27 protein-coding genes and 1 riboswitch are annotated in these 26,646 nt (G+C 65.0%); of the genes, 19 read left to right on the forward strand and 8 right to left on the reverse strand.

Annotated elements, in window-relative coordinates:
• Positions 1 to 1,203 (forward strand): cystathionine beta-lyase, encoded by a 1,203-nt coding sequence (metC, locus tag Q7O19_RS04195; RefSeq protein ID WP_303808852.1) that lies wholly within the window; start codon positions 1 to 3, stop codon positions 1,201 to 1,203.
• On the opposite strand, the gene prfB is transcribed toward metC, so the two are convergent.
• The 4 genes from prfB to eno all read right to left on the reverse strand — a co-directional run bounded on the left by prfB (position 1,200) and on the right by eno (position 7,432).
• Positions 1,200 to 2,328 (reverse strand): peptide chain release factor 2 gene (gene prfB / locus Q7O19_RS04200; RefSeq protein WP_156874392.1). Its coding sequence is split into 2 segments (ribosomal slippage): positions 1,200 to 2,258 and positions 2,260 to 2,328, totalling 1,128 coding nucleotides; the frame shifts between segments, so codons are not numbered across the junction. The two genes, metC and prfB, sit on opposite strands and share 4 nt — an antisense overlap.
• 67 nt (positions 2,329 to 2,395) lie before the next feature.
• On the reverse strand, positions 2,396 to 4,792 hold the full coding sequence (locus Q7O19_RS04205) for a penicillin-binding protein 1A (RefSeq protein ID WP_303808853.1): 2,397 nt from the start codon (positions 4,790 to 4,792) through the stop codon (positions 2,396 to 2,398).
• Positions 4,793 to 4,829: 37 nt separating this feature from the next.
• Positions 4,830 to 6,119: an N-acetylmuramoyl-L-alanine amidase gene (locus Q7O19_RS04210; protein WP_303808855.1), complete on the reverse strand. Its 1,290-nt coding sequence runs from the start codon at positions 6,117 to 6,119 to the stop codon at positions 4,830 to 4,832.
• A gap of 38 nt (positions 6,120 to 6,157) precedes the next feature.
• A complete protein-coding gene (gene eno / locus Q7O19_RS04215; RefSeq protein WP_303808857.1) occupies positions 6,158 to 7,432 on the reverse strand; it encodes a phosphopyruvate hydratase in 1,275 nt (424 codons plus the stop codon).
• Between the two features lie 114 nt (positions 7,433 to 7,546).
• Between eno and Q7O19_RS04220 the strand changes: the two genes are divergently transcribed.
• From Q7O19_RS04220 to Q7O19_RS04250, 7 genes are all read left to right on the forward strand, one after another.
• Positions 7,547 to 7,960 (forward strand): hypothetical protein, encoded by a 414-nt coding sequence (locus Q7O19_RS04220; RefSeq protein WP_303808859.1) that lies wholly within the window; start codon positions 7,547 to 7,549, stop codon positions 7,958 to 7,960.
• Positions 7,960 to 8,376: a phage holin family protein gene (locus Q7O19_RS04225; RefSeq protein WP_303808861.1), complete on the forward strand. Its 417-nt coding sequence runs from the start codon at positions 7,960 to 7,962 to the stop codon at positions 8,374 to 8,376. The genes Q7O19_RS04220 and Q7O19_RS04225 overlap by 1 nt, the downstream gene beginning before the upstream one ends.
• Positions 8,373 to 8,870 carry a hypothetical protein gene (locus Q7O19_RS04230; protein WP_303808863.1) on the forward strand — a complete coding sequence of 166 codons (498 nt, stop codon included), beginning with the start codon at positions 8,373 to 8,375 and terminating at the stop codon, positions 8,868 to 8,870. The genes Q7O19_RS04225 and Q7O19_RS04230 overlap by 4 nt, the downstream gene beginning before the upstream one ends.
• A gap of 37 nt (positions 8,871 to 8,907) precedes the next feature.
• Positions 8,908 to 9,543 (forward strand): phospholipid-binding protein MlaC, encoded by a 636-nt coding sequence (locus tag Q7O19_RS04235; RefSeq protein WP_303808864.1) that lies wholly within the window; start codon positions 8,908 to 8,910, stop codon positions 9,541 to 9,543.
• 13 nt (positions 9,544 to 9,556) lie between these two features.
• Positions 9,557 to 10,138: a gamma carbonic anhydrase family protein gene (locus Q7O19_RS04240; RefSeq protein WP_303808866.1), complete on the forward strand. Its 582-nt coding sequence runs from the start codon at positions 9,557 to 9,559 to the stop codon at positions 10,136 to 10,138.
• 25 nt (positions 10,139 to 10,163) lie between these two features.
• On the forward strand, positions 10,164 to 10,376 hold the full coding sequence (locus tag Q7O19_RS04245; RefSeq protein WP_022678987.1) for a DUF4170 domain-containing protein: 213 nt from the start codon (positions 10,164 to 10,166) through the stop codon (positions 10,374 to 10,376).
• A gap of 78 nt (positions 10,377 to 10,454) precedes the next feature.
• Positions 10,455 to 12,020 carry an AMP-binding protein gene (locus Q7O19_RS04250; protein WP_303808868.1) on the forward strand — a complete coding sequence of 522 codons (1,566 nt, stop codon included), beginning with the start codon at positions 10,455 to 10,457 and terminating at the stop codon, positions 12,018 to 12,020.
• 57 nt (positions 12,021 to 12,077) lie between these two features.
• Here the strand turns inward: Q7O19_RS04250 and rpmE are convergent, their stop codons facing one another.
• Entirely contained in the window at positions 12,078 to 12,308 is a 231-nt protein-coding gene (gene rpmE, locus Q7O19_RS04255) for a 50S ribosomal protein L31 (RefSeq protein ID WP_029131139.1), read from the reverse strand.
• An 89-nt stretch (positions 12,309 to 12,397) separates the two neighbouring features.
• Positions 12,398 to 12,602: riboswitch (cobalamin riboswitch) on the forward strand.
• Positions 12,603 to 12,747: 145 nt separating this feature from the next.
• On the opposite strand from rpmE, the gene Q7O19_RS04260 reads away from it, so the two are divergent.
• The 8 genes from Q7O19_RS04260 (at position 12,748) to Q7O19_RS04295 (ending at position 21,968) form a co-directional block, all read left to right on the forward strand.
• The gene (locus Q7O19_RS04260; protein WP_303808869.1) at positions 12,748 to 14,655 is read left to right on the forward strand and encodes a TonB-dependent siderophore receptor; all 1,908 of its coding nucleotides are present in this window, start codon (positions 12,748 to 12,750) and stop codon (positions 14,653 to 14,655) included.
• A 77-nt stretch (positions 14,656 to 14,732) separates the two neighbouring features.
• A complete protein-coding gene (locus Q7O19_RS04265; protein ID WP_303808870.1) occupies positions 14,733 to 15,518 on the forward strand; it encodes a hypothetical protein in 786 nt (261 codons plus the stop codon).
• Positions 15,515 to 16,453, forward strand: a complete 939-nt coding sequence (locus tag Q7O19_RS04270) for an iron ABC transporter permease (protein ID WP_303808871.1) — start codon at positions 15,515 to 15,517, stop codon at positions 16,451 to 16,453. Before Q7O19_RS04265 ends, Q7O19_RS04270 begins: the two co-directional genes overlap by 4 nt.
• On the forward strand, positions 16,453 to 17,154 hold the full coding sequence (locus Q7O19_RS04275; RefSeq protein ID WP_303808873.1) for an ABC transporter ATP-binding protein: 702 nt from the start codon (positions 16,453 to 16,455) through the stop codon (positions 17,152 to 17,154). Before Q7O19_RS04270 ends, Q7O19_RS04275 begins: the two co-directional genes overlap by 1 nt.
• Before the next feature lie 86 nt (positions 17,155 to 17,240).
• Positions 17,241 to 18,761: a carboxyl transferase domain-containing protein gene (locus tag Q7O19_RS04280; RefSeq protein WP_303808875.1), complete on the forward strand. Its 1,521-nt coding sequence runs from the start codon at positions 17,241 to 17,243 to the stop codon at positions 18,759 to 18,761.
• The gene (locus Q7O19_RS04285; RefSeq protein ID WP_303808876.1) at positions 18,761 to 19,543 is read left to right on the forward strand and encodes an enoyl-CoA hydratase-related protein; all 783 of its coding nucleotides are present in this window, start codon (positions 18,761 to 18,763) and stop codon (positions 19,541 to 19,543) included. Before Q7O19_RS04280 ends, Q7O19_RS04285 begins: the two co-directional genes overlap by 1 nt.
• Complete coding sequence (locus Q7O19_RS04290) at positions 19,531 to 20,004, forward strand: DUF4440 domain-containing protein (protein WP_303808878.1); 474 nt, start codon at positions 19,531 to 19,533, stop codon at positions 20,002 to 20,004. The genes Q7O19_RS04285 and Q7O19_RS04290 overlap by 13 nt, the downstream gene beginning before the upstream one ends.
• On the forward strand, positions 19,947 to 21,968 hold the full coding sequence (locus Q7O19_RS04295) for a biotin carboxylase N-terminal domain-containing protein (RefSeq protein WP_369692411.1): 2,022 nt from the start codon (positions 19,947 to 19,949) through the stop codon (positions 21,966 to 21,968). The genes Q7O19_RS04290 and Q7O19_RS04295 overlap by 58 nt, the downstream gene beginning before the upstream one ends.
• 6 nt (positions 21,969 to 21,974) lie before the next feature.
• Here Q7O19_RS04295 and Q7O19_RS04300 read toward each other — a convergent pair whose 3' ends face one another.
• From Q7O19_RS04300 to Q7O19_RS04310, 3 genes are all read right to left on the reverse strand, one after another.
• On the reverse strand, positions 21,975 to 22,340 hold the full coding sequence (locus Q7O19_RS04300) for a hypothetical protein (protein WP_303808879.1): 366 nt from the start codon (positions 22,338 to 22,340) through the stop codon (positions 21,975 to 21,977).
• Between the two features lie 289 nt (positions 22,341 to 22,629).
• The gene (locus Q7O19_RS04305) at positions 22,630 to 23,106 is read right to left on the reverse strand and encodes a hypothetical protein (protein ID WP_303808880.1); all 477 of its coding nucleotides are present in this window, start codon (positions 23,104 to 23,106) and stop codon (positions 22,630 to 22,632) included.
• Between the two features lie 5 nt (positions 23,107 to 23,111).
• Positions 23,112 to 23,366 (reverse strand): helix-turn-helix transcriptional regulator, encoded by a 255-nt coding sequence (locus Q7O19_RS04310; protein WP_303808891.1) that lies wholly within the window; start codon positions 23,364 to 23,366, stop codon positions 23,112 to 23,114.
• Between the two features lie 119 nt (positions 23,367 to 23,485).
• On the opposite strand from Q7O19_RS04310, the gene Q7O19_RS04315 reads away from it, so the two are divergent.
• Genes Q7O19_RS04315 through Q7O19_RS04325 form a run of 3 tightly spaced genes read left to right on the forward strand, consistent with a single transcriptional unit; the run spans position 23,486 to position 26,456 of the window.
• On the forward strand, positions 23,486 to 24,649 hold the full coding sequence (locus Q7O19_RS04315; protein ID WP_303808882.1) for an isovaleryl-CoA dehydrogenase: 1,164 nt from the start codon (positions 23,486 to 23,488) through the stop codon (positions 24,647 to 24,649).
• Positions 24,646 to 25,197 carry a molybdenum cofactor guanylyltransferase gene (locus Q7O19_RS04320; RefSeq protein WP_303808884.1) on the forward strand — a complete coding sequence of 184 codons (552 nt, stop codon included), beginning with the start codon at positions 24,646 to 24,648 and terminating at the stop codon, positions 25,195 to 25,197. Before Q7O19_RS04315 ends, Q7O19_RS04320 begins: the two co-directional genes overlap by 4 nt.
• Positions 25,197 to 26,456 (forward strand): glutamate carboxypeptidase, encoded by a 1,260-nt coding sequence (locus Q7O19_RS04325; protein ID WP_303808885.1) that lies wholly within the window; start codon positions 25,197 to 25,199, stop codon positions 26,454 to 26,456. Before Q7O19_RS04320 ends, Q7O19_RS04325 begins: the two co-directional genes overlap by 1 nt.
• The last annotated feature ends 190 nt before the right edge of the window (positions 26,457 to 26,646 follow it).

The raw sequence follows: 26,646 nt of genomic DNA on the forward strand, positions 1-26,646 counted from the left end.
ATGACTGCGAGGCGTCCGCCGCGGCCTGATCTTTCGGGACTTGGACTGGGGACTCGTCTCACCCAGGCAGGCCGCGACCACGCAGTAGACATGGTCAATCCGCCGGTCGCGCGGGCATCCACCATCTTGTTCGAAAATCTCGCCGATCTCGATCGGGCACTGAGGGACCCGGATGCCGGGCTCTATTACGGCCGGCGTGGCACCCAGACCCATTGGGCAATGGAAGATGCGCTCACCCAGCTGGAGCCGGGCGCAGCGGGCACCAAGCTGTTCCCGTCGGGCGTGGCGGCGATCACCACCAGTCTGCTGAGCTGCCTGAAGGCCGGTGACGAGCTGCTGGTGACCGACAGCGCCTATGAACCGAGCCGGACCTTTGCCGATCATCTGCTGGGGCCGCTGGGCATCACCACCCGCTATTTTGATCCGCACTGCAGTGGCGAAATTGCTGATGTGATATCTGAACAGACCAAGGCCATCTTACTGGAATCGCCTGGATCCCTGTCGTTCGAAATCCAAGACGTGCCGGCGATTACAGCGGTTGCCCGGGCCCGCGGCATCACCACGCTGATCGACAACACCTGGGCAACGCCGCTGCGCCTGCAACCGCTGGCGCTGGGTGTGGACATCAGCATCCAGGCGCTCACCAAATATGTTGCCGGCCACAGCGACGCGATGATGGGCAGTGCCACCGCAACGCCGGCGCTGTGGCCCCGCCTGAAGGCGGCGGCGTACCGGCTCGGCCACTTCGTTTCCGCAGATGATTGTGCGCTGGTGCTGCGCGGTCTGCGCACGCTGGAATTACGGCTGGATCGGCACGAGCAATCGGCCTTGAAGATCGCGCGCTGGCTGGAGACCCACCCGGCCGTGGACCGCGTGTGGCATCCGGCCTTGCCCTCGCACCCTGATCACGCGCTATTCTGTCGTGATTTCAGTGGCTCAACCGGGTTGTTTGCCATCGTGCTGAAACAGGGCAGCCGGCCGCACACCGCGGCGTTGATCGACGGCCTCCAGCATTTCGGTATCGGTTTTTCCTGGGGCGGCTATGAATCGCTGGTGCTGCCGATCGAGCTTGACCGCATCCGCACCGCAACGCAAACACCCCTGCCCGGCCCGATCGTGCGGCTTTCGATCGGGTTGGAAGATGCGGACGATCTGATCGCTGATCTCAATGCCGGATTGGCACGCTATCAGGCGCAGTTTTAGTCCACATCCTCCACGTCCACCGCTTCACCGGTCACCCGCTGTGACAGCGCCGCCGCCATGAACGGATCAACGTCGCCGTCCAGCACGTCACTGGGGCTGGTGGAGGTGACGCCGGTGCGCAGGTCCTTCACCAGCTGGTAGGGCTGGAGCACGTAGGAACGGATCTGGTGGCCCCAGCCGATATCGGACTTGCCGGCTTCGGTCTTGGCAATTTCGGCCTCGCGGATGGCGAGTTCACGTTCATACAGGCGCGCCTTCAGCATCTTCATCGCGGTGGCGCGGTTCTTGTGCTGGCTTCGCTCATTCTGGCAGGCGACGATCACGCCGGTGGGCACGTGCGTGATGCGCACGGCGGAATCGGTGGTGTTCACGTGCTGGCCGCCAGCACCGGAGGCGCGATAGGTATCGATCTTGAGATCAGATTCCTTGATGTCGATGTCGATTTCATCGTCCACCTGCGGATAGACCCACACGCTGGCAAAGCTGGTGTGCCGCCGCGCCGCGCTGTCGTATGGGCTGATACGCACCAAGCGGTGGACGCCGCTCTCGGTCTTGGCCCAGCCATAGGCCTGGGCGCCCTTCACCAGAAGGGTGGCGTTCTTGATGCCGGCGGTTTCACCCGAGTTGAAGTCCATCAACTCAACCTTGTAGCCGTGTTTTTCAGCCCAGCGCTGATACATGCGCAGCAGCATCGAGGCCCAATCCTGGCTTTCGGTGCCACCAGCGCCGCTGTTGATTTCGATATAGGTGTCGTTGTTGTCGGCTTCGCCCGACAGCAAGGCGGCCACCTTGTCCATCTCCGCCTTCGCTGCCAGCGCCTGCAGAGCCGCAACGCCATCATCGGCCAGCGCCTCGTCCCCTTCCATTTCGGCGAGCTCGATCAACTCGCGCGTATCGGCCAGGTCACGCTCGATAGTGCGCGTGGCGGTGATGGATTCGTCCAGCCGACGACGCTCGGTCATCAGCGCCTGGGCGGCCTTGGGATTGTCCCACAGCTTCGGGTCTTCAACCCGCGCGTTCAGTTCATCGAGACGGCGAAGGGCGCGATCCCAGTCAAAGAGACCTCCTCAGCAGGTCCAGCGCCTGCTTGATCTGGAGGGTGGCGTTTTCAGCTTCGGCTCTCATCACATGTTCCAGTGAAACAACGAAGCGGCGGGATAGAGGCACAGGCGCCGCCGCGCAAGATGGCGTGTCAGTAGATACCGCCTTCGGATTCCAGGAATTCGGCATCCGAACGGATCGGGCCTTGGGAACGTCGGTCGAACAGATCGGCGGCGCGGTTGATGCGGCGCGGTTCGCTGTCGGGCTTGAACGCCTCCCAGATCACCACAGGGCGGTACCCGGGATCGGGCCACACGCCAAACACGCGCTTGCCTGAACGGCGATCAATCCGGACCATGCGTACGCCGGGCGGAATGGCAAAAGGCAGGGTTGGCCAATCCTTCAGGGCCACCTGCCCCCATTGCCGCCAGATCGGCGCCGCCGTGGTGCCGCCCTGGGCATAGCCACCCAAACTGCGCGGCTGGTCATAGCCAAGATAGAGGCCGGCCACGACATCCTGGGTGCCGCCGACGAACCACACATCATTGGGGCCGTTGGTGGTGCCAGTCTTTCCGGCGAGCGGCCGGTTCAGCGGCAGCAGTGCCGTGCCGGTGCCGCGCTGGATAACGCCCTCCATCACGTGCAGGATCTGATAAGCGGTGCGCGCATCCATCACCTGCTCGATGCGGCCCTGCGGACGCGGCATCAGCCCGCCGTTCCAATCAGGCGCGTTGCAGCCGGGGCAGCCGCGATTGTCGCGCCGCCAGATCACCTTGCCGCTGCTATCCTGCACATAATCGATCAGGCCGGGTTCCAGCTTACGGCCCTGGTTGAAGATCTGGGCATAGGCGTTGGTGAGCTTCATCACCGTGGTTTCACCCGCCCCCAGCGCGATCGACAGCACCGGCTGATAATCACCGACGCCCAGCGCCTTGGCCTGGGCGGTGATGCGATCCATGCCGGTGGCATCGGCAATGCGCACCGTCATCAGGTTGCGCGACTGTTCGAGGCCCCAGCGCAGCGTCTGCGGGCCAGCACTGCGCATATTATTGAAGTTCCTGAAACATTTCGTGCCCAGCAACTTGGTCTGGAACACGCAATAGCTGCCATCGACCACGATGCTGGCGGGCGTGAAGCCATTGTCCATCGCGGTGGCATAGACGATCGGCTTGAACGTCGATCCGGGCTGGCGATTGGCCTGGGTGGCGCGGTTGAAGGCCTGGGTGCGCGCATCAAAGCCGCCCACCATCGCCCGCACGCGGCCCGTCGCCACCTCCTCGGCCACGAAGCCGCCCGAAATCTCTGGCGGCTGCCGCAGCGCCCAACCGGCAGGCGTGCGGGCAACGGCGATCACGTCGCCGGGGCGCAACACCTGCGCGGCCGAACGGTTGGAACCGCGATACGGACGCGCGGCGTTGCGGCCCGGCAGCGTACCGCTGCTGCCATCGGTGAAGCCGATCAGGCTGTCGTTGCCCTGCTTCGCCAGCACCACCGCTTTGGCCCATTGGCGATAGCCCAGCGCCACAGGCGTGCCCGACAATCGCCCGGGCCAGCCATCACCCATCTCGATGCGCGCCACTGGCCCGCGCCACGGACGGCCGGCTTCATAGCGGGTCATGCCATCGCGCATTGCCTGTTCGGCAGCGGCCTGCATCACCGGATCGAGCGAAGTGCGGATCCACAGCCCGCCGCCATAGACACTGTTGGGGCCGTTTTCCTGTGCCTCGCCAAATTGCGCGATCAGGGTGCGGCGCACATCCTCGATGAAATAATCGTCGCGCGGGCGCGGCAGGGCGCGATTGGGAATGGCATCCAGCGGGCTGGCAGCAGCGGCGGCGCGTTCAGCTTCGGTGATGAAATCATTGGCCGCCATCTGGCGCAGCACATAATCGCGCCGGCCCAGCGCGCGTTCACGGCGACGAATGGGATCATAGGTGGAAGGCGCCTTGGGCAATATGGCCATGAACGCCATCTGCGCCAGATCGAGCCCATCCACCGATTTGCCGAAATAGGCCTGGGCAGCGGCTTCCACCCCATAGGCGTTGCGGCCAAGGAAGATCTGGTTGAGGTAGATTTCCAGGATTTGCTGCTTCGACAGCGCGGCTTCCAGCCGGCGAGCCAGGATCGCTTCCCGGATCTTGCGCCACAAGCTGACTTCGTTGCCGACCAGGCTCTTGGCCACCTGCTGGGTGATGGTGGAGGCACCCACCGGGCGCGCATCGGAAAACAGCGATTCGATGTTGGTGAAGACGGCCGAGACAATGCCCAGCCAATCAATGCCGCCATGTTCAAAGAAGGTTTTGTCTTCAGCGGCGATATAGGCCTGCACCAGGCGCGGCGGCAATTCGGCATAGGGCACGAAAATGCGGCGTTCGCGGGTGTAACTGGTGACAATGACACCGTTCACATCGCGCACGGTGGAGGGCAGCGCCGGGGTGAAGCTGGCCAGTTCGGCTTCGCTGGGCAGGCCTTTGGTCGCCTGCCAATAGAAGAAGCCGGCCAGCAGCAGCGGCAAGCCAATCAGCAATAGGAGACGATTGCGGGTCACAGCTGGAGGGATAGCGGCGGGCGGCGATGCTGGGAAGTCACTTCCCGGTCAGGTGGCGCTCAATGGCGCGAGCAATGCCGCGGGCCATGCGGCGGCGGCCATCGCTGGAGAACAGCCGCTCGGCATCGGACTTGTTGGTGACATAGCCGGTTTCGAGCAGCACCGACGGCACATCGGGCGCCTTCAAGACGGCAAAAGCGGCGAAATGGTGGAATTCACCACGAAAGCCCACTTCCTGTTCCTCAAGCCCATCCTGCAGCGTGTCGGCGAACTGCACGGAGACATTGTTGGTGGCGCGCCGGGCGAGATCGACCATGATCTCCCCCACTTCCGGCGCCTCCACGCCCAGATTGACCCCGCCGATGATATCCGCCTTGTTTTCGCGGGCCGCGAGGCGCTCGGCGATGGCATCGCTGGCCACGGCAGACAGGGTATAAACCGAAGCGCCGCGTGCCTGATCGTTGGGTGCGCTGTCGGCATGGATAGAGATGAACAGATCGGCGCGGGCGTCGCGGGCGATGCGGACACGGCCGCCCAAGGGAATGAACCGGTCTTCATCGCGGGTCAGCTTCACCCGCACCCGGCCGCGCTCCCGCAGGATTCGGGCCGCCTCTCGGGCGATGGCGAGCGTGATGTCCTTCTCATAACCGCCCGTCACCGCAATGGCGCCGACATCCTTGCCTCCATGGCCGGCATCGATGACCACCAGCGGCTTGCCGCCGGATCGGGACTTGACGCCGCTGCGGGTGGCCGACGCTTCAGTGGCTGGACTGGGTGTGGAAGCAGGTGGTTCGGTCGGCGCTGACGGTTTCTCTGTCGCCGCCTCTGCCGGCTTTGCGGGATCAGGGAGCGGTCGGCCAAAATCGGTCGGCAGGCTGAAGCCGCCAGTGGCCGGCGTCGGCGGTGGCGGCGGGCCGTCACTGCGCAGCAAGGGCAAGGGCCGACGGCCACGCGCCACTGTGGCAGCAAACACGTCAGGAGGGGCGCGTTCCAGCACCAACGTGACCTGGTTGCCCTGTGCCCGCGCCTCCCGAATGATCACCGGCGCTTTCAGATCGATCACCAGCCGCGCGGTACCCGGCGCAAACATGGCGGCGCGCAAAGCAGAAACGCTGTTGCTGCCCGGCGCCGAGAGGCCGGGTTGGACGACGCCAACAAAATCGACCACCAGCCGGAACGGATCGCTCAGTGCAAAGGCCTGCGCCGCCGGCAACGGCCCATCGGCGGTGATGATCACCCGGCCCGGCTGGCTTTCCAGCGCGATGATACGCGCCGCCCAAAGCGGAGCGGCCCACAACAGGCACAGGATCAACAAGAGGCGACGCACGGTGCCTTGGATACGGCGACCCCGGCGGCGGAGCAACCTCAGCGCAACACCGATCGTCCGGCGTAAACGGCGTCCGAACCCAGTTCTTCCTCGATGCGGATCAACTGGTTGTATTTGGCCAACCGGTCGGAACGGGCGAGGCTGCCGGTCTTGATCTGGCCGCATCCGCAGGCGACCGCCAGATCGGCGATGGTGGCATCTTCGGTTTCACCCGAACGGTGCGACATCACGCTGCGATAGCGGTTGCGATGGGCCAGATCGACGGCCGCCAGCGTTTCGGTGAGCGTGCCGATCTGGTTGACCTTGACCAGCAGCGCATTGGCGAGGCCATCCTTGATGCCCTGCCCCAGCCGCGCCGGGTTGGTGACGAACAGATCGTCGCCTACCAACTGCACACGGCCGCCAAGCTGATCGGTAAGGATCTTCCAGCCGTCCATATCGTCTTCGCTCATCCCGTCCTCGATGGACAGGATCGGATAATCGGCGCACAGGCTGGCCCAGTAATCGCTCATCTGCGCCGGCGTCAGCGTCAGGCCTTCGCCGTGCAGGTGATAGGCACCATCCTTGAAGAATTCGGTGGCAGCGGCATCGAGCGCCATCATCACGTTGTCGCCGGGCTTGAAGCCGGCCTTTTCAACGGCGGCCATGACGAAATCGAGCGCGGCGCGGGTGCCGTTCAAATTGGGCGCGAAGCCGCCTTCATCGCCCACCGCCGTGTTGTGGCCCTGTGCCTTGAGTTCGCTCTTCAACGTGTGGAAGATTTCGGCACCCCAGCGCACGGCTTCGGCAATGCTGCTGGCACCCACCGGCATCACCATGAATTCCTGCACGTCGATCGGGTTATCGGCATGGGCGCCGCCGTTGATGATGTTCATCATCGGCACCGGCAGCAGCCGCGCCGAAACGCCGCCAACATAGCGGTGCAGCGGCAGGCCGCGCGAATCAGCGGCCGCCTTGGCAACAGCCAGGGAAACGCCCAAAATGGCGTTGGCGCCGAGCCGGCCTTTGTTGGCGGTGCCGTCCAGTTCGATCATGGCCGCATCAACCGCGCCCTGTTCTTCGGCTTCCATGCCGGCCAGCGCATCGTAAATCTCGCCATTCACGGCCGCGACCGCCTTGAGCACGCCCTTGCCCAGGTAACGGCTCTTGTCGCCATCGCGCAGCTCCACTGCTTCATGGGCGCCCGTCGAAGCGCCCGACGGCACGGCCGCGCGGCCGGTGCTGCCATCTTCCAGCACCACGTCCACTTCCACGGTCGGATTGCCGCGGCTGTCGAGGATTTCGCGGGCGTGAATGTCGATAATCGCGGTCATGGTCGGGCGTTCCCTTTGCCATAGGTGAACCTGCCTGCTTGCGCAGCGGCGTCCGCCACGCCAGATAGAGAGGTGAGCCCGTGCGGGCAAGCATGACCTGATGTGGATGGCCCGATGACTGATCAACTGCCGATCGATGCCAGCGACTGGAATGATGACGACAGCAACATTGGCGTCGCTGCGCCACGCAGCAGTGGGTTTGACGGCCTGCTGGACTTTGCGCGCGATCGGCTGATCTCCTTTGTGGAAGATGCACGTGACAGCCTGGTGGGGCAGGTGCGCGGGCTGAAATCCCTTGCTGATCTGCTGGTGGATAATCTGCCGGAAGGTGCCGCGCCTGTTTCGAAGCTGGTGGGTGAAGCGACGGGCAGTATCGATGCCATTGCCGATGCGCTGGCCGAAAAATCGGTGGAAGAACTGGTGGAAGATGGCCGCGCGCTGGTGCGGGCCCAGCCGGCAGCGGCGGTGGGCATTGCCATTGCGGTGGGCTTTCTGGCTGGACGCATGCTGAAGGCGGCGCGCGATTGATGGGCATTGGCACCGGCCTTGCAGCCCAAGCGCGGCATCTCGTTGGCGGTTTCCTGCTGCTGATGCAGAATCTGTCGCGGCTGACGGCGGCAGAACTGCGCGCCAATGCCGGGGCCTTGCGGGCGCCGCTGCTGATGCTGCTGGCGACGACGGGCCTGTTGTTCACGGCACTGACCCTGGTGCTGGTCGCCGCCGTGCTGGCGCTGGCGCAGGTGGTTGGCCCGGTGGCGGCCTGCGTGATCGTGGCGCTGGTGAGCGCCGTGGCGGCGTGGGTGCTGGCTAGGCACGGCCTGTCGCGCCTGGCGGCAATTGATCTTGCGCCGCGACGTTCCATGGCCACATTGCAGGTGCAGATTGATCGCTTCACCGCCAAGACCAACCGCAAGGCGCCAGAGCCCAAGGAGCCCCGCCCATGACCGAAACCGCCACCATCGAGGACCTGGCCCGCGCGGCCGATGATGCCGGCGCATCGCTGGTTGATGAGGTCAATAACCTGGCCGACCGTCTCACCCCGCGCCGGATGGTGGATGAGGCGTTGACCGTGGTGAAAGCGCGCGGGTCTGATCTGGCCCGCGATGCCGGCAACGTGGTGAAGGCGCACCCGGTGGCCACCGGCGCGGCTGTCGCCGCCATCGGCCTGGCGCTCTATGCCGGCAACCGCATTTCCAAGGCCGAGATCGATCTGGGCCATGATCTGGACGATTACAGCGATTATGAAGACAGCGCGCTGACGGCCGCCGCCACGGACGGCGACGTGGGCGACGAAGCCCGCGCGCTGGTGCAGGACAATCCGGTGATCGCGATTCTCGCCGGCATTGCCGCCGGCGCGGCGCTGGCGCTGCTGTTCCCGACCAGCACGGCCGAAAAGCGCAGCCTGGGTGCATTGGCCCGACGAGTGACGAGCCGTTGATGCTGGGTTCAGGCGACTCCGGCCACAGCTACCAGCCATGAAACATCCGATCCTGATCACGGCCGCGCTTGCCGCTGCCCTGCCCGCCTTTCCTGCCGTCGCCCAGGTCGGCACGGCCACCGCTGCCAACCCCGGCGATCCGGCCGCGCGCCCGTTCATCGACGGCATGATCGGCGAAGGCTTTGGCGTGCTGCACGACAAATCACTGAGCAAGGCCGCCGCGCGGGCGAAGTTCCGCGCCATCCTGACGAAGAATGTCGCGCTGGATGATATTGGCATGCGCCTGATCCGCCGCCAGAAGGCGACGCTTTCGCCGGCCCAGCTGGACGCCTATCGCGCCGCCTTCCCGGAATTCGTGCTGAATGCCTATGCGGATCGGCTTTATGATTATGCCGATGCAAAGGGACAGGTGCAGCGCACGCTGGGCCGCGGACCGTTCACGGAGGTCTATACGCGCGTCACCCGCCCCGGCGCCCAGCCGATTGATACAATCTGGCAGGTGAAATCGGAGGGCAGCAGGCTCATGGTCAACAATCTGGTGGTGGCCGGTGTGAACCTGTCGCTCACCCAGGAAGTGGACTTTGCCAGCTACATCAGCAAGAACGGTTTTGATGCGCTGGTGACATTCCTGAAGAGTGCCAACGCCAAGAGCCTGGCGGTGAACGCGAAATAGCAAGCGGGATGACATGACCAGCCGGATCGACATTCATCCCACCGCCTTCGTGCACCCATCGGCCCAGATCTATGGCCATGTCTCCATCGGGCCGCACGCCAGCATCTGGTGCAACGCGGTAATCCGCGCCGAAACCGCCCATGTCGAAATCCACGAATGTGCCAACATCCAGGATTTCGTGATGATCCACACCGATCCGGGCAACCCGGTGGTGGTGGGCGCCTACACCAGCGTGACCCACCATGTGACGCTGCACGGCTGCCAGGTGGGCGATCATTGCCTGATCGGCATCAACGCCACGGTCTATAACGGCGCACAGGTGGGCAGTGGCTCCATCGTGGGCCAGCATGCCTATCTGAAGGATCGGTTCGAGGCGCCGGAGAACAGCATCATTGTCGGCAGCCCAGCCAAGGTGATCGCCACCCGCAATAACCGCTTGCCCAACCGCATCAACGCCGAATTCTACATGCGCAATGCCGAATGCTACCGCGTCGGCAATCACCGTGCCTGGGCCGGGCCGGATTTCGAGGCCTGGTTTGCCGTTACCATGCAGCGCTTGCAGGGCGAGTATGCACAAGCCGCCACTGGCGCGTAGCTGTGTCTGCGGTTAGACGACGCGCATGAGCAAATTGCATCTGGTATTTGGTGGCCGCGTGGCCGATCCACAGGGCGTCGATTTCATCGATCCGGCCAATCTCGACGTTGTCGGCGTCTTTCCCGATTTCAAGAGCGCGGAGACCGCCTGGCGCTCTGCCGCCCAACGCACGGTGGACGATGCGACGATGAAATATGTCGTTGTCCACCTGCACAGGTTGCTGCAGCCCGACAGCTGAGCCGCTTCACTCCCCTTCCATAAGGGAGGCTGCACGCATCCCCCCGCTGCCCTAGATTGGCCGGCGGGGAGAACAGACATGCCGCAAGAGCTGAGCTTTGGTGCCATTCTCGAAGCCGTGGTGGCCACGCTGGATCCGGGGCAGCCGGCACTTGTGCATGGCGACACACGTCGCAGCTGGGGCGAAGTGGGCGCGCGCAGCGCCAGCTTGGCGGCGGCAATGCTGCACCACGGGGCCGTGGCCGGCGATCGCTGCGCGTTGCTGATGCGCAACAGCGCCGAATATGCCGAAGCCATGATCGCCTGCCTGCGCGCCCGGCTGGTCCATGTGAACGTCAACTACCGCTATACCGGCGAAGAGCTGTGGTACATTCTCGACAACAGCGATGCGGCCGTATGCGTCTATGACGCCGAATTTGCGCCGCTGGTCGATTCCATCCGCGGCCGGCTGCCCACGAAGGTCTGGATCCAGGTCGGCGGCGAAACACTGGATTTTGCGCTGGATTTCGAAACCGAAGCCAACGCCGGGCACATATTGCCCCCACAAGACCATCAGTCCACCGACATGCTGTTCATCTACACCGGTGGCACTACCGGTCTGCCCAAGGGCGTGATGTGGGATCAGGCGGCGCTGTGGGGCCTGATGAACCCCGGCATCGATCCGGCACAAGTGCACGACAGGACCGCCCATGCCGCCGATCTCTCCGCTGGCGTTGGCCGCCGCAAGGCGATGATCCTGCCGCCGCTGATGCACGGCACCGGGCTTATCGTGGCGCTGGGCACCTTGTGCCGGGGTGGCACCTTGGTCACCCTGCCCGGTGCAACCTTTGATGCCGGCCACGCCACCACCACCTGCGCCAGCGAGGCATGCGATTATGTCGTCATCGTCGGTGATGCCTTTGCCCGTCCGATCCTGAAGGCGCTGAATGCTGGCATCGGCAGCATCGCCACGGTGGAGATCATGATTTCGTCCGGCACCATGTGGTCACCGGAGGTCAAGGCTGGCCTGCTCGGCCATGCGCCGAACCTGATGATCGTCGACAGTCTGGGTAGTTCTGAGGGCCTGGGTCTGGGTGCCGCCGCCCAGACCAAGGACAATGCCGGGGCGCCGACCAAGTTCATGGCCGATGGCAACACGCTGATCATCGGTGACGACATGAAGCCCGTGCCGACCGGCACCATGGGCCGCATCGCGCGCGGCGGCCTGATCCCGCGCGGCTATTGGAAAGACCCGGTGAAAAGCGCAGCGACGTTTCCGGTAATCGACGGCAAGCCATATTCCATCCCTGGCGATTTCGCCATCATCGAGGAAGATGGCAGTTTCACCCTGCTTGGCCGTGGCAGCCAGTGCATCAACACTGCCGGCGAGAAGGTTTTCCCCGAAGAGGTGGAAGAAGCGCTGAAAACCCACGCCGCCATCGATGATGCGCTGGTGTTCGGCCTGCCCGATGAAAAATGGGGCCAGTGCGTGACCGCCGTGGTGGAAGCTCATGCCCCGGTGGACGTGGAAGAACTGCGCGCCCACGTGCGCCAGCACCTAGCCGGCTACAAGACGCCCAAGACGGTGCACATTGTCAAAAAGGTGCCCCGCGCGCCCAACGGCAAGGCGGATTATGCCGCCGCCAAGGCGATGGTAACAGGCTGAAACGAAAAAGGGCGGCCCCTGCGGACCGCCCTTTTCACATCAGCTTGATCGGCTGACTTATTTCTTGCCCAGACCAAAGCTGGCGAAACGCTTGTTGAAGCGCGCCACCTGGCCGCCGGCATCGAGCATGCGGCCGCTGCCACCGGTCCACGCCGGGTGGCTGGTCGGATCGATTTCCAGGTTCATCGTATCCCCTTCCTTCCCCCAGGTCGTGCGGGTCTGGTAGGTGGTGCCATCGGTCATCTTGACGGTGATGCTGTGGTAGGCGGGATGGATGCCGGACTTCATGATCGTTTCCTTCGGTGCGGACCGGTTCCGACCGGCCCTGGAAAATTGAACGCGAAGTATAGCGGCTTGACCGCCCGATTGCAACAGGCGTAACCCTGCTCCCGAACGGTGCCCGCCTTCGCCGGCGGGAGAATAGGGAAGCCGGTGTGAATCCGGCGCTGTGCCCGCAACTGTAAGCGGCCAGCTGATGCTTCACATGCCACTGGGCAACCGGGCCACCGGTTTTCTGGGAAGGCGAAGCACCAGCGCCACGAGCCGCAAGCCAGGAGACCTGCCGTTCCGTCCGTGGCCACCTGTGGCTGCTGGCGGTCGCCCCACGCCTGCCGGGACCAGCGGTGCGTGAGATGATGGAGCAGCGCGCCTGCCCTTTCGTTCGTGGCGACTTCGTGTCGCCAACCTGTGCCCGGCATCCGTCCGGGCCGAACGAAAGTCCGTGTCCATGCTTCCGCTTATCGTGCTCGCCAGCCAGGCCGCAATTGCCGCCACGCCGGCTCCGCCCAACAATCAGATCATCATCCTGCGCGAAACGCCGGCGCCGATCACGGTCACCGCCAGCCGCAACATGATCCGCCTCGCCGAAACCGGCATCAGCATCAGCCAGATCACCCTGCCGCAAATCGAGGCACTGAGCCTGCCGCTGGTGAAGGATTATCTTACGCTCATCCCCGGCGTCGCGGTCGCCCAGACCGGGCCGCTGGGCGCGCAGACGCAAATCCGCATCCGCGGTGCCGAAGCCAATCACAGCATCAGCTTCATCGACGGCATCGAGATGAATGACCCCGCCTCGTCGGGCGAGTTCCGCATCGACACGCTGCTCAGCCACGGCATTGAGCGCATCGAGGTGCTGCGCGGGCCGCAATCGGCCCTGTGGGGCAGCCAGGCCATTGGCAGTGTCATCAGCCTCGCCACCCGAGCGCCCGTGCGCGGCAGCATGCTCTATGGCGAGTTGCAAGGCGGCAGCCTTGGCACCGTGCGCGGCGGCGCGGGTGGCGGCTGGGCCGATGACAGCATCAGCATCAGCGGGCAATTGTCGGGCCTGTCGACCGATGGGTACGACATCGCGCGCGTCGGCGGCGACAAGGACGGTTATGACAATGTCACCGCCCATGGTCGCATCGAATGGAAGGCCGTCTCGGGATTGACCCTGCTGCTGGTGGGCCGCCACCAGGATTCGACGTCGCGCTTTGATGGCTTCAACTTCGTCACCGGGGTGCCGCGTGACGAACCGCTGGAAACCCAAAGCCGCCAGACTGCACTGCGCGCCGAAGCCGCGCTGGCACTGCTTGACGGACAATGGACCACCCGCGCCAGTTTCATGGGCGTGCGCGCCGACAACATTAATCGCCGCGCCAACGCCTTCCAGAACCGCAGCGATGGTGAGCGGGATCTGTTCCGCTTGCAATCCACCGACCGCGTGCAGGCGGGCAACCTGACCCACAGCCTGACCGGTGCGCTCGACATCGAAACCGAACGCTTCATCAGCAGCGACGCCAACGCCCAAGCCGCTTCGAACCAGCGCCAGCGCCGTCGCCAGACCAGCCTTGTTGGCGAATATCGGCTGTCCACCAGCAACGGTTTTGCCGCTGGCGCTGCCCTGCGCCACGACATGAACGACCGTTTCGCCGATGCCACCACCGTGCGATTTGACGCCGTGGCCCCGATCGGCGATGTCCGCCTGCACGCCGCCTTTGGTACCGGCATCGCCGATCCAACCTTCTTCGATCAGTTCGGCTTCTTCCCAGGCTCCTTCCAGGGCAACCCCAATCTGGTGCCGGAACGCAGCCGCGGCGTCGAAGCCGGTATCGGTTGGGCCGCGGGCGGCCACAGTTTCGATGTCACCCTGTTCGATGCCAATCTCACCAACGAAATCATCGGCACCTTCAACAGCACCACCTTCATCGCCGGCGTTGCCAATGCCACCGGCCGCAGCACCCGCCGCGGGGTGGAAGTGGCAGGCCGGGCCGAACTGGCCAGGGGGCTCACGCTCAACACCAGCTACACCTATCTTGATGCCAACCAGCAGCAGGTCGCCGGCAGCGCCTTGGTCCGCGAAGTGCGCCGGCCGCGCCACAGTGGCAGCGTCGCGTTCAATTACAGCAGCCGGTCGTTCGATCTGTCTGCTGCCGCCGCCATCACAGGTGCACGCGGTGACACGGATTTTGCCCGCTTCGTGCCCGTCACCTTGCCGGCCTACACACTGCTCACGCTGGCCGGCGCGTGGCACATCAGCCCCCGTATCGATCTGACCGCACGGGTGGAAAACGCGCTGGATGCCAGCCAGGTTGACGTGTTCGCCTATCGCGGGCCGGGCCTTACGGCCCACGGCGGCATCAGGTTCCGGCTGTGATGCAGGCGTCTGCCCCCCTTCCCCCATCATACTGGCGCAGGCCAGCATACACCGCTGAGCGGGATGTGCCTTTGGCCATGGCTTGGGCGCTTGCGGCGCGGTGGATGCTGGCCTTTGCCAGCATGGCTACGGGGGCAGTGAGTGCCGCCACCCCTGCGCGCGTCGTCAGCCTCAACCTGTGCACGGATGAATATCTGCTGCTCACTGCCCGCCCTGGCCAGATCGCAAACATCAGCCGGCTTGGCGCCGACGAACAAGAAAGCCCGCTGGCCAGGCAGGCGCGTGGACTTGCCACCAATTCGGGGCAGTTGAGCGAGGTCATCGAACAGCGGCCTGATCTGGTGCTGACCATGGGCCATGATCCGCAAGGCGTCGCACTGGCGGCACGGCTGCGGATCAGGCTGATCGCCCTGCCCTACCCCACCAGCCCGGTGGCGGTGGTAGCACAGGTGCAGCAGGTCGCCGCCTTGGTGGGCAATACGCCTGCGGGTACCGCATTTGCTGCCCGTGTGGCAGCGCTCACGGCCTCAGCACCAAAGGCGCGACCCGGCCTGATGATTGGCGGCAGCGGACTGGCCCCTGCAATGGACGGGTTGGCCGCCGGCTGGCTGCGGCTGGCCGGCATAGCGCAGCAACAAGGTGGGCAGATCAGCCTGGAACGTCTGTTGGTGCAGCCGCCTTCGATCTTGATCCGCAATGTCTATCGGCGCGGGCAATTGTCTGGCCCGCAGGCGTGGAGTCAGCATCCGGCGCTGCGCCAGTTGCGCGTCACCCAAGTGGAGGCCGATGGCCGCGCCTTCCTGTGTGGCGGCGCCGCGATGCCGGCAGAAATTGCCCGATTGAGAAAGGCGCTGGCCGCATGAGGACAGGCCTCGCCCTGCTCTGTGCCGTGCTGGCACTGGCCTCGCTGGCGCTGGGGCCGGTTGATCTTGCGGCGCTGTGGGCACGCGATCCCGAACTGGCGCGCAACCTGTTCATCGAGCTGCGGTTGCCGCGCACGGGCCTGGCACTGCTGATCGGGGCCGGGCTGGGTGCATCGGGAGCGGCGGCACAGGCACTGTTTCGCAATCCGCTGGCTTCGCCTGATGTGCTGGGGCCATCCAGCGGTGCGGCGCTGGGCGCGGTGCTGGCCGGCTATTTCCTCGGTGCTGGGGTGATCGGCATGGCCATTGGTGGCCTGGCCGGGGCCGGATTGTCGCTGCTGCTATTGCTGGCGCTGGCAGGGCGGGGCGCCGGTGCGACGCGGCTGGTGCTCGCCGGCGTCGCCGTTTCCATGCTGCTTGGCGTTGCCATCAACTTGGCGCTCAGCCTCGCGCCGTCGCCCTTCGCGCTTTATGATCTGATGTTCTGGTTGATGGGCAGCCTGAATGATCGCAGCCTGCCGCAACTGGCGCTGGCAGCACCCCTGATCCTGATTGGTATCGTGCTGCTGCTGCGCGCGGCCCCGGCGCTGGACACGCTGGCGCTGGGGGAAGAGGTGGCGCAGTCGCTGGGCGTTGGCCTCTCCGCCGTGCAGGCCCGCGTGGTGCTCGCCATCGCGCTGGCGACCGGTGCCGGCGTGGCGGTGGCGGGCAGCATCGGCTTCATCGGCCTGATCGTGCCGCACCTCGTTCGCCCCTATGTCGGCCACCGCCCCGGCGCGGCAATCGCGCCTTCTGCGCTGGCCGGTGCGGCCCTCTTGAGCGCTGCGGACATCGCGGTGCGGTTGCTGCCGGCCGGGCTCGATCTCCGGCTGGGCGTGCTCACTGCCTTGATCGGCGCCCCCTTCTTCCTGTGCCTGATCATGGGGCGACGCTGATGCTGGAGGCCATTGATCTCGCCCGCCCGCCGATGCTGGCGCCGACCAGCCTGACGCTACACCCCGGCCAGCTAACAGGCGTGATCGGCCCAAATGGCGCCGGCAAGACAACGCTGCTCAAGGCGCTGGCTGGGCTTTCGCGCGGGCCTGGAACGGTGCGGCTGGACGGGCAACCATTCCTACCACACCCGCAGCGGCTGGCCTGGCTGCCAGCAAGCCGCGATGCCGTTTGGCCGATCCCGGCGGCCGCGTTGGTGCAGCTTGGCCTTGGTCCGGCGGCCGCGCCCGATCCGGCCGCGGTCTCCGCCGCGCTCAGCGCCTGCGATGCCGCGGCGCTGGCGCATCGCCCGGTGGCCCAGCTTTCCACCGGCGAACGCGCCCGGGTCTTGCTGGCACGCGCCATTGTGGCGCGGCCGACGTGGCTGCTGCTTGATGAACCGATCGCCAATCTCGATCCTGGACACCGGCTGGACGTTATGGCGTTGCTGGCGTCCGAAACCGCGCGCGGCGCTGGCGTGGTGCTGGCGCTGCACGATCTTGACCTGGCTCGGCGCTGTGACCGGCTGCTGTTGATTGCCAACGGCGCGGTGATCGCCGATGGCCCGCCGCATATGGTGTTGAACACAGACCAGCTTGGCCGTTTCTTTGGGGTTCAGCACGGTCCTGACGGTTGGGCTCGCTGTAGTCGCTTTGACCATTGAGCGCATGGCCAACATCGGCCATACCCGCCAATATGCCCCGCATTGGTCAACCCCTTCCCCCGTCAGCCCGCACCACGGCTGCTGCCATGGCCGAATTGGTCACTGAACTCCGCGAAAAGGCCGCGCGCATTGCCCTTGGTGGGCCGGCGGCGGCGCGCGAAAAACACGTGGCGCGGGGCAAGCTGCTGCCACGCCAGCGCGTTGAAGCGCTGCTCGATCCGCACAGCGCCTTCCTCGAAATCGGCCAGTTCGCTGCTCACGAGGTTTATGGCGAAGATGTACCCGCCGCCGGCCTGATCGCAGGCGTTGGCCAGGTGGAAGGCCGGCTGTGCGTGATCGTGGCGAACGACGCCACCGTGAAGGGCGGTAGTTACTATCCGATCACCGTGAAGAAGCATCTGCGCGCCCAGGAAATCGCGGCGCAGAATGGCCTGCCCTGCCTTTACCTGGTCGATAGCGGCGGTGCCAACCTGCCCCGGCAGGATGAAGTGTTCCCCGATCGCGATCACTTCGGCCGCATCTTCTTTAATCAGGCCAACATGAGCGCCAATGGCATCCCACAGATCGCCGCCGTGCTGGGCAGTTGCACCGCGGGCGGCGCCTATGTGCCGGCGATGGCAGATGAATCGATCATCGTGAAAAACCAGGGCACGATCTTCCTCGGCGGGCCGCCACTGGTGAAGGCCGCCACCGGCGAGGAAGTGACCGCCGAGGATCTGGGCGGCGGTGATGTGCATACGCGCATTTCGGGCGTCGCCGATCACCTCGCCGAGAATGACGAGGATGCACTGAGCATCGCCCGCCGCATCGTCGCCACCCTGCCCGCCGCACCCGCCGTGGCGCGCGGCCCGGCACGGCCGCCGCTGTTTGATGCGAGCGAACTGAATGCGCTCGCCCCCATCGATACCCGCGTGCCGGTGGACGTGCGCGAGATCATTGCCCGGATGGTGGATGATTCGGAACTGCAGGAATTCAAGCCACGTTACGGCGAGACACTGGTCACCGGCTTTGCCCATATCGAAGGCTATCCGGTCGCCATCATCGCCAACAACGGCATCCTGTTTTCAGAGAGCGCGCAGAAAGGCGCGCACTTCATCGAACTGGCCTGCCAGCGGCGTATTACGCTGTTGTTCCTGCAGAATATCAGCGGCTTCATGGTCGGCCGCCGCTTCGAGAATGAAGGGATCGCCAAGCATGGCGCCAAGCTGGTGACGGCCGTGGCATGCGCCGCCGTGCCGAAAATCACCGTGGTGACCGGCGGCAGTTTCGGGGCCGGCAATTATGGCATGTGCGGCCGGGCTTACTCCCCGCGCTTCCTGTGGATGTGGCCGAACGCCCGCATTTCCGTGATGGGCGGCGAACAGGCGGCGAGCGTGCTGGCGGCGGTGAAGGGCGGCGGCTTCAAGAACGCCGCCGACGAAGAGGCGTTCAAGGCGCCAATCCGCGCGCAATATGAAGCGCAGGGCAATCCCTATTTTGCCAGCGCCCGCCTGTGGGATGACGGCATCATCGCGCCGGAAGACACGCGCGCCGTGGTGGCGTTGAGCCTGGCGGCATCTTTGCAGCAGCCGGTGCCGGAAACTCGGTTCGGCACGTTCCGGATGTGATGGCGATGCTGGACGAAACCCTCGACAATTGGGGCACGGCGCGGCTGACCCTGAACCGGCCGGAGCGGCACAACGCCTTCAATGCCGAGCTGATCGCGGCGCTCGAAGAGGCCTTCACCCGCCTCGGCCAGGCTGACGACGTGCGCGCCATCGTGTTGGCGGGCAACGGCAAGAGCTTTTCGGCTGGCGCCGATCTGGACTGGATGCGCGCTGCGGCCGGCTGGAACGAAGCGGAGAACCAGGCCGACGCCATGGGGCTTTCCAACATGCTGGCCGCCATCAATGATTGCGCGAAACCGGTGATCGTTGTTGCCCACGGCCATGTCACCGGCGGCGGTGTGGGACTTGTCGCCTGTGCGGATATGGCGGTGGCGATCGAGGGCGCGCAGTTCCGCCTTTCCGAAGTGCGGCTGGGCCTGACGCCGGCCACCATCTCGCCCTTCGTGCTGGCAAAGATCGGTGCGGCGGCGCGGCGCTGGTTCCTTACTGCGGAGGCGTTCACCGCTGACGAAGCACTGGGCATGGGGTTGGTGAACGAAACCGCCATTGATGAAGACGCGGCCGAAGCCGTGGTGGCACACTGGCTGGCCCACGTCGGACAGGCCGCGCCCGGCGCCGTGGCAGATGCCAAGCTTCTGGCGCTGGATTTCGCCGGTGCCGAAATCAGTGAAGAGCTGCGCGAGGAAAGCGCCCGCCGCATCGCCGCGCGACGGGTGAGTGAAGAAGGCCGCGAAGGCATATCTGCCTTCCTCAGCAAGGGGAAACCATCATGGGTGCCATGAACCTGAAAAAAATGAAGCCGCTGTTTGCCGCTGCGCTGCTGCTGGCCGCGCCGGCTGTGGCAGCGCCCAAGGACGAAGTGCTCGCCGCCACCAACGCCTTCATGGATGCGCTCAACAAGGGCGATGCCAATGGTGCCGAAGCGATGACGCATCCCACGCTGACCATCCAGGTGCTGCGCTTCCCGCCCGAAGGCGGCAGCAAGTTCGGCGTGATGACCCGCCAGCAATTGTTCGACAATTTCCGCAACGCCCCGCCACGCAAGTTTGATGAACGCATCGTGCGCAGCAAGGTGCTGGTTACCCGCGATTATGCCCATGTCTGGGCGCCTTACACGCTCGATATCGACGGCAAGCGCATCCATTGCGGCGTGGACAGTGTCGGCTGGAGCAAGATCGACGGCAAATGGCTGCTGACGACGTTCGGCTGGACGGCCGACCCGAAGGGCTGCCCGCCGAAGTGAGAGACATGCAGAAAATCCTGATCGCCAATCGCGGGGAAATTGCCCGCCGCATCATCCGCACTGCGCATCGCATGGGCATTGCCACGGTTGCCGTCCATTCGGCCGCCGACGCGCACGCGCCGTTCGTGCGCGAAGCCGGCCAGGCCGTGCCGCTGGCGGGGGACCGCGCCTATCTCGACATGGATGCCATCATCGCAGCGGCCAAGCGCACCGGCGCCGATGCCATTCACCCCGGCTATGGCTTTCTTTCCGAGAATGCCGATTTCGCCAAGGCGCTGAAAAAGGCCGGGATCATCTTCATCGGCCCGCCGGAAAGCGCCATGCGGGTGATGGCGCTGAAGGACACCGCCAAGGCCGCGATGAAGAAAGCCGGCGTGCCGATCACGCCTGGCTATCAGGGCACGGACCAGAGCCTAATGCGGCTGCAGAAGACCGCCGAAGGTGTCGGTTTCCCGCTGCTGATCAAGGCGGTGGCCGGCGGTGGCGGCAAGGGTATGCGCGCCGTGCATTCGGCAGACGAATTCCAGGAAGCCCTGATGGCCGCCCAGCGCGAGGGCGAAACTGCCTTCGGCAATGCCGGCGTGATGCTGGAGAAACTGATCCAGCGCCCGCGCCACGTTGAAGTGCAATTGTTCGCCGACAGTCACGGCAATGCCGTTCACCTGTTCGAGCGCGATTGTTCGCTGCAACGCCGCCACCAGAAAGTGATCGAAGAAGCCCCCGCCCCCGGCCTCTCTGACCAGTTGCGCCACACACTGGGGGTTGCCGCCGTCACCGCCGCTCATGCCATCGGCTACCAGGGCGCCGGCACGGTGGAGTTCATCCTCGATCTCGACACCGTTGATCTGTCGGGCGACCCCGCCTTTTACTTCATGGAAATGAACACCCGCCTGCAGGTGGAGCACCCGGTAACCGAGTGCATCACCGGTGAGGATCTGGTCGAATGGCAGATCCGCGTTGCTCGCGGTGAGCCGCTGCCGAGAAAACAGGACGAGCTCAGCGTCAACGGTTGGGCGATGGAAGCCCGGCTCTATGCCGAAGATCCGGACAGCGGTTTCCTGCCCGCCACCGGCACCATTTCAACCCTCCAATTCGGCGCCGGCCCCGGGGTTCGCATCGATACTGGCGTTGAAACCGGCAGCCGCATCGGGCTGGATTATGATCCGATGATCGCCAAAGTGATCGCGCATGGTGCGACACGTGAGCAGGCCATCGATCGGTTGGTCGGCGCGCTGGATGCCACCATCGTGACGGGCCTGAAATGCAACCGTGCGTTCCTCGCCCGCCTGGCCGACACCAAGGCCTTCCGCGCCGGCGAGGTCGATACCGGCTTCATCGCACGCCATGCCGCAGAATTGGCCCCACCCGGCCTGTGCCCGGCGCCGGTACTACTCGCCGCCGCGCTGGGGCTGGGACTGCCGCAGGATGAGCTCCGCAACACGCTGTTTGGCACACTGAATTTCCGCATGAACGTTGCGGCCGAAACCCATGTCCGCTTGTGGTGGGGCGATGAACGCCATGCGCTGACGCTGCGCGCTGCCGGGGGGCCGCGCTGGCGGATCGGCGGGCTGGCCGGCGTGGGCGAGGTCGCTGTCACCCGTACCGGCGCGTACGGCCTGTCGATCGATCTGGGCGGGCAATTGATGCCGGCCACGGTGGTTGCAGGGGATGGTAGCGTGGACGTTCGCATGGCCGGCCAGAGCTGGACGCTGGGCACCCGCCCGCCCCGCACAAAAGATGCCGGCGGCGGTCATGCCCATATGATCGCTCCGATGCCCGGCCGCGTGCTGGCCGTCGACGTGACGCCGGGCCAGGCCGTGGCCGAAGGCGATCGCCTGTTGGTGCTGGAAGCCATGAAGATGGAGCATCGCCTGACCGCCCGCGTGTCCGGCACCGTGCAGACCGTGCATGTTGCGGTGGGTGATCAGGTTGCCGATGGCATGATGCTGGTGGAAATCGGCTGAGGGCTATCAGCCGCTCTGCACCCATCCCACCCAGGCATCGTTCAATGTCCATGGCTGGCCATCAAGCGCAACCACCACCAAGCGGGAGCGCAAGCCATTGGAGGCCAGTGAGCCATCGGAAACCGTGGCAAGCCGGACATAACGGCCAAGCGTGCTGTCGAACGTGGCCATTTCACTGTCTTCAACCGGGCCGCCATCCCAGCGATAGCGTGCGCTGACCCGGAACTGTCTGCCGCTGGCCTCGCCCGCCATGGCGATGAACGGATGCCAGCCAGGGCTGTCATCAAGATCGATCTGCAAATGCCCATCGGCGGCAAGGGTGATGACACCCAAAGGTGCGCTGGCGGTTACCAGCGCTTGCCATTGCACCACCGATCGGGCGTCGTCGACCAGTCGGGATAGGTGCCTGCCTGCGCGCTTGGCGATCGGGCTGATGCGGTGGCCAATTGCGCTGCAGGGCCCAATTGGGCCACAAATCGCCTCAGCGCTTCGCTCATCGACGCTCTCCCCGCCACCATGCCCGAATCATGCTAGCACAGCAGACGCAGCAGGGAAGCCGTGGCTGCAACCGGTTGTGGCCCGGGCCGACGGGGCTCCTTGTCGGCCCGGGCCCTTCCGGCCGGGAAGCCTGTTAAATCTGCTGCGCAACGTGTCAATTGGGTCATGCCGCGTCCTCCGCGTCGTCGTGCGGCTCTTCGCGCCAGGCCAAGATGATCCCCGGCAGCGCCATCGAGGTGATGGCAAAGCCCGACAGCAGATCAAGCGCCTGCTCCTGCCCCGGCATCCAGCCATCGATGAATTTCGCAACGATCGACCAGAGGAAGAAGCCGAACAGCGCCAGCACCATGATCTGGTGGGTGGCGACATAGGATTTGTCGCGCAGCGCCCGTTCGCGTTCATCCAGCATGGCATCGCTGGCCTGGGTCAACTGCCCGCGGCCTTCGATGAAAAGCATCACGGCGCTGATCAGGCCAACAAGGCGCACCAGCGTGAAACCGATCGGCGCGCTGCCATCGGATTCAGCAAATATAGCGCCGCCCAGATAGCCGATGCCGATGCCGCCCAGCACCAGCAGCGACAACATGCGCGCGGTGCGCAGCGAGAGTTTCAGTGGCGGGTTCATTGCACGCTCCATCATGCAGCTCACTTGGTTGCGGCCAATTGCTGGGCCAAGGGGGCAAACGCTTCGAGGCTGAACAACGTCTCCACCGACACGCCGAACACGCGGGCGAGCTTCAGGCCCAGTTCCAGACTGGGACCATACTGCCCGCGCTCCAGGAAACCGATGGTCTGCGGATTGACGCCCACCCGTTCGGCCAGATCCTTGCGCGACAGCCCGGCTTCGGCGCGAAACAGCGCGAGGCGGTTGTGCAGCGTTGAGGCTTCGTTGTCCATCATCACGAATCATTTCGTATAAACAACGTATCGATGCGTCAACACAGTTTTGTGAGCGCCCCCTTCCCGCCTCTGCCAAGCCGGACTAGAACGGCGACAACAGACATAAGGAACCCCTTGGGATGCTGAGCCAGCTGAACTTCGCCCACGGCGAGACCATCGACATGTTGCGCGACACGGTGCGCGCCTTCGCGGCCGCCGAAATCGCGCCGCGCGCCGCCGAGATCGACGCCACCAACACATTCCCGCGCGATTTGTGGCCGAAGATGGGTGAACTTGGCCTGCACGGCATCACCGTGCCGGAAGCCGATGGCGGAATAGGCCTGGGTTATCTGGCGCATGTGGTGGTGGTGGAGGAACTTTCCCGCGCCTCGGCCAGTGTTGGGCTTTCTTATGGCGCCCACACCAATTTGTGCATCAACCAGATTGCCCGCTGGGGCTCAGCCGAACAGAAAGCAAAATATCTGCCTGACCTGATTTCCGGGGCGCATGTCGGCAGCCTTGCCATGTCGGAACCGGGTGCGGGCAGCGACGTGATCGGCATGAAGCTGCGCGCCGATATCCAAGGCAACGGTAATTATGTGCTGAACGGTAACAAGATGTGGATCACCAACGGTCCGCATGCCGAAACACTGGTGGTCTATGGCAAGACTGATCCCGCTGCCGGACCGCGCGGGGTGACGGCGTTCCTGATCGAAAAGGGCATGAAGGGTTTTTCCACCGCCCAGAAGCTCGACAAGCTGGGCATGCGTGGCAGCGACACCTGCGAACTGGTGTTCGAGGATTGCAGCGTGCCGGCCGAAAATGTGCTGGGCGGCGTCGGCAATGGCGCCCGCGTGCTGATGTCCGGCCTGGATTATGAACGTGTGGTGCTTTCGGGCGGACCGCTCGGCATCATGCAGGCCTGCATGGACGTGGTGGTGCCTTATGTTCACGATCGCCAGCAGTTCGGCCAGCCCATTGGCCAGTTCCAGCTGATGCAGGGCAAGCTGGCCGACATGTATGTCGCGCTGTCCACCGCCCAGGCCTATACTTATGCCGTCGCGCAAGCCTGTGACCGCGGTGAGACCACCCGCAAGGACAGCGCCGGCTGCATCCTCTACAGCGCTGAAAAGGCAACCTGGATGGCGCTGGAGGCGATCCAGTGCCTGGGCGGCAACGGCTATATCAACGAATATCCCACTGGGCGCCTGCTGCGCGATGCCAAGCTCTATGAAATCGGCGCCGGCACCTCGGAAATCCGCCGTTACCTGATCGGCCGGGAATTGTTCGAAGAGACTAAGTGAGGCTGCTGGGCGTCGTCCTCGCCGGCGGCCAGTCGCGCCGCTTCGGCAGTGACAAGGCCCTGGCATTGCTCGATGGCCGGCCGCTGATCGATCATGCGCTGGCCGCGCTTTCCGGATGCGAGGCGGTTGTGGTGGCCGGGCGGGAATGGCCCGGCGTGCACGCTCTGCCAGATCGGCCTGGCCCTGATATGGGGCCATTGGGCGGCCTGAACGCGGCGCTGCATCACGCGACTGATCAGGGCTTCACGCATGTCGCCAGCGTACCGGTCGATTGCCCCGGCCTGCCCGGCAACTGGCTGGCGCAACTGGATGACGGCCCGGCGCATGACATGGGGCAACCACTGATCGGGATGTGGCCGGTGGCGCTGGCAGCCGGGCTGGCGGCGTTTCTGGGTAGCGGCCAGCGCCGGGTGCAGCACTGGGTGGCCGGCACAGGGGCGCGCGCCATCGATCTCGGGCCGCTGGCCAACGTCAACCGGGCTGAAGATCTGGCGGTGACGGCATCGGCGGTTGGCGGTAACATGGACAGTCAAAAGGGGAACCCATGATGAAGTCGTTGATTTCCGCCCTGCTGCTGGCCAGCGCAACGCCCGCCCTGGCTCAGCTTCCCGCCTTGCCGAAGCAGCCGCCCGTGAAGGTTGCCAAGCCCGACGCCGCGCTGCTGAAGGCGGCCACCGCCGAAGCCCCGGCTGCGCTCGCCACGCTTGAGCGGATCGTGAAGATCGAGAGCGGCAGTTATGATACCGAGGGGCTGATGGCGCTCGGCAATCTCCTAGCCGATGAACTCAAGGCGCGCGGCGCCAGTGTCGAGCGCATGAAGGGCAAGCCCGGCACGCGCGGCGACATCATCGTTGGCCGCTTCACCGGCACCGGCAAGGGCAAGCTGCTGCTGCTCTCCCACATGGACACGGTCTACACGCGTGGCCAACTGGCCGAAACACCGTGGCGGGTGGAGAACGGCAAGGCCTATGGCCCCGGCATTGCTGACGACAAGGGCGGCCTTGCCGTCATTCTTTCGGCGCTCAAGTTGCTGAAGCCGGCTGATTATGGCCAGATCACCGTCGCCTTCAACACGGATGAGGAAATCGGCTCGCTGGGATCGGGTGATCTCATCACCGAACTGGCGCGCGGACAGACCGCGGTGCTCAGCTTCGAGCCGACCAGTGCCGTGCCGATGGAAGGGTTGATCGCCGGCACATCGGGCACCAACACGGTGACGGCGCGCATCACCGGCCGCGCCGCCCATGCCGGCAATGCACCCGAACAGGGCATCAACGCCCTTGTGGAAGCGGCGAATGTGATCGCCGTCACCAAGGATCTCGATCAGGGCCAGGGCAAGCGCCGCTTCAACTGGACCCAGGTGAAACAGGAAGGCGATGCCCGCAACATGATCCCCGATGATGTGACGCTGATCGGCGATCTGCGCGAAACCAGTGACGAGCGGGTGCGCGCCTTCGAGGCCGAACTGAAGCAGCGGGTGGCCACGCCTTCCCTGCCTGGCGCCAAGGTGGAGGTGACAGTGCGGATCAACCGGCCGGCCTTTACCGCCGATGCCGCCGGGTTGAAACTCATCAGCCAAGCGCGCGCCATCTACCAAGAAGCCGGCGGGCCGGATCTGTTCGTGTTGCCGCGCTCGGGCGGTGGCACGGATGCCGCCTTTGCCGCCCGCGCCGGCGTGCCGGTGCTGGAAGCGCTGGGCCTGCCGGGCTATGGCTATCACAGCAGTGCGGATGAATATGTGCTGATCGATGCCATTCCGCGCCGGCTCTATCTTGCTGCCCGGCTGATCCGCGAACTGGGCCGGTAGACGCTGCGCACAGCGGCGGCTAAGGACGGCGCATGTCGGCCAGCCACCCTTCCCGCCTGTCGGCGATCCTGCTGGTGTTGGCCGGCATCGGCGCGATGTGCGTGCTGGATGTATTCGCCAAATATCTGGCGCTGCGCCATGGCGCGCCGCTGACCACCTTTTCCCGCTATGCCAGTGGTACCGTTTTCGC

Source organism: Sandarakinorhabdus limnophila DSM 17366 (assembly GCF_945882885.1).
GTDB lineage: Bacteria > Pseudomonadota > Alphaproteobacteria > Sphingomonadales > Sphingomonadaceae > Sandarakinorhabdus > Sandarakinorhabdus limnophila_A.